General features: G+C 65.2%; 3 protein-coding genes. 2 read left to right on the top strand and 1 reads right to left on the bottom strand.

Going from position 1 to position 2,624, the window contains the following annotated elements:
• Positions 1-1,286: MFS transporter (locus AC1DT2_RS20360; protein ID WP_477298345.1), on the bottom strand; the 1,286-nt coding region annotated here is incomplete at its 3' end.
• Positions 1,287-1,390: 104 nt separating this feature from the next.
• Here AC1DT2_RS20360 and soxR point away from each other — a divergent pair.
• Entirely contained in the window at positions 1,391-1,825 is a 435-nt protein-coding gene (gene soxR, locus AC1DT2_RS20355; protein ID WP_477298344.1) for a redox-sensitive transcriptional activator SoxR, read from the top strand.
• A gap of 100 nt (positions 1,826-1,925) precedes the next feature.
• Positions 1,926-2,624: trigger factor (gene tig / locus AC1DT2_RS20350; RefSeq protein WP_477298343.1), on the top strand; the 699-nt coding region annotated here is incomplete at its 3' end.

Here is a 2,624-nt window from a genome sequence, read left to right as displayed (position 1 = left end):
GTATGCGACGCATTCAGCAGTGCGGCGAATAACGTACCGCCGATCGCCAGCGTGGTGGCGACCATCAATGATTCGCACAGCTGCAGCGCCGAACTGTTGCTGCCCTGTTCGTGCTCGCCCGACATGGAAAGTGCGAGAACGGCGACGGTGCCGTAGAGCATGCCCATGCCCAGGCCGGTCAGTAGCCATCCCAGCACAGCGGCGAACACCGGCATCCATGGAAACGTAGCGAGCGACGCGGTGATCACGCCGAACACCATGAGCGCCGTGCCACGTGTAAGCAGGGCCTGTCGCGAAATCGTTGCGTAATGGCCCTGGTACCACGAGCCCGAGAACCAACCGATCGCGCCGACGCTGATAGCGAGACCAGACCACGTAGGCGACAGACCATGTTGCTGCGAGAACACGAGTGGCAGGAAGGCTTCGGCACCGAAGAAGGCCGAGGCAGCGACACCACGTAACGCGATGACTGCCGGTAGTCCGCGCGCCGCGCGTAACGTGCCGGTGGGTAGCAGCTGGCGTCCACATCCGATGATCAGGGCGACGGCGGGCACGAAGAGGGCGACGGCGATCCACCCCTGTTCCTGCCCGGCGACGAACAGCAGGCACGTACCGACGGAAGCACCGATGGCGTTCATCATGCGACCAGGCTTCTCTTCCTGGACGTGCGTTGGCGGTGCAAGGGAGCTCAATGCGCCACGAAGCGCTGCCGCAGCGGGCAGGGCAAGCAGGGGCACCGCAAGGAACACCCAGCGCCAACCGAAGTGCTCGACGATGGCGCCGCTGATCGCCGGTCCGATCAGGGCGGGTACGACCCACCCCGCGGAGAACGAGGCGAAGACTTTCGGCCTGAGGTGGTCCGGATACAGGCGCGCAACGATCACGTAGAGGGCAGGCGACAGGCAGCCCGCTCCGAGGCCCTGTACCAACCGACCCACGATCMGGGTGGGCATGTTGTGGGCGAAACCCGCGATCAGCAGGCCGGCCACGAAGCCGACCAGGCCGGTCCAGACGGCAGGGGCGGGTCCTTTGCGGTCGCTCCAACGTCCCGAGAGGGCCATGCCGATGACACTGGTCGCGAGGAGTCCGCCGAAGGCGAGGGCGTACAGGCGAAGGCCGTCCAGCTCACGGGCGACCGTCGGCATGGCCGTCGTCACGGCCAGTGCCTCGAAGGCGAGCAGGGAGATCAGCGCGACCATGCCGATCGTTGCGGCTCGGTAGGTCGGGGAGAGGATGCCTTCGGCGTGGGGTGTCGCCGAAGGCTGGGTAAGGTCTGGGTTCGACATGCCCACATTCATTCTTTCTTCCTTGGGGATCGGGAGTTTCGCACGCTTGCGTGCGGCGTCTGGGGCGAGCAGGATGGGACCTCAACTTTGGTTGAGGTCAAGCGATGCGCGAATTGAGCGTGGGCGACGCGGCGAAGCGCGCCGGTGTGGCGGTCTCGGCGCTGCACTTTTATGAACGAAAAGGGCTGATCCGGAGCCTGCGAACATCCGGGAATCAGCGGCGCTACGCAGGCGACGTACTCCGTCGGATCGCGGTGATCCGGGTCGCCCAGCGGGTCGGCATCCCGCTGGAGGCCGTGCGGCGGGCCTTTTCCACCCTGCCGGATGAGAGGACGCCCAGCCGTGAGGAGTGGGCGCAGATGTCGGCGGCATGGCAGGAAGAGCTTGAGGATCGGATCATTCAGCTGATGAATCTGAAAGAAAAACTGACCGAATGCATCGGCTGCGGCTGCCTTTCGCTGACGGCGTGTGCCCTGGCCAATCCGGGCGACACGCTGGCGGCTGATGGCGGTGGTCCGAGGCGTTGGACGCCCGCCTGACGCCTGTTGCGGCGGTAGAGGGGCAAAACGTAGAATGGGCAGTCATTTGCGGGGTTTTTCACCCCATCGCGCCACACTCGTGGTGGTTTCAGGAGAGGTCATGCAGGTTTCGGTTGAGAATGTCGGCAAGCTCGGGCGCAAGCTCACGGTGAAGTTCCCGGCTGAGCGCCTCGAGTCGCAGGTCAGCCAGCGCATCGCGGAAATGGGTCGCACGGTGCGTCTGAAGGGCTTCCGTCCCGGCAAGGTTCCCACCAACGTGATCAAGCAGCGCTTCGGCGCGCAGGTCCGTGGCGAGGCGCTGTCCGAGCTGATCGGTTCCACGCTGCGCCAGGCCGTCGAGCAGGAAAAGCTCCAGCCGATCGCCAATCCGGCGGTGGATACCACGGGTAACGCCGAGAACGGCGAGATCGCCTACACCGCCGTCTTCGAGATCATGCCGGAGTTCCCGGTCATCGACGTCGCCGCGCTGGAAATCGCGCGCCCGAAGGCTGAGGTCAAGGACACCGACATCGACAAGATGATCGAGACCCTTCGTACGCAGCGCCGCAGCTTCGACGAGGTGGCTCGCGCGTCCAAGGACGGCGATTTCGTCATGTTTGAGTACTCCGCCGAAGCCGGTGACTACCGCTTCCCGACCGAAGGCCTGGAGCGTGCCGGTAGCGTGCTCGGCTCGGGCACCCTGTTCAAGGCGCTCGACGAGGCCCTCACCGGCCGTTCCGCCGGCGAAGACCTGGTTCAGGACGTGGCTTTCCCGGAAGACTTCCGTAACGCGGACCTCGCCGGCAAGACCGCCAAGGTC

This window comes from Luteibacter sp. P4_E6 (assembly GCF_056401535.1).
The sequence above is the reverse complement of the archived record's forward strand: the minus strand, read 5'-3'. Positions and strand labels throughout refer to the sequence as shown.

Excerpts from the sequence above, each read along its gene's own strand:
- soxR (WP_477298344.1), top strand. The coding sequence starts at position 1,391 with ATGCGCGAATTGAGCGTGGGCGACGCGGCGAAGCGCGCCGGTGTGGCG.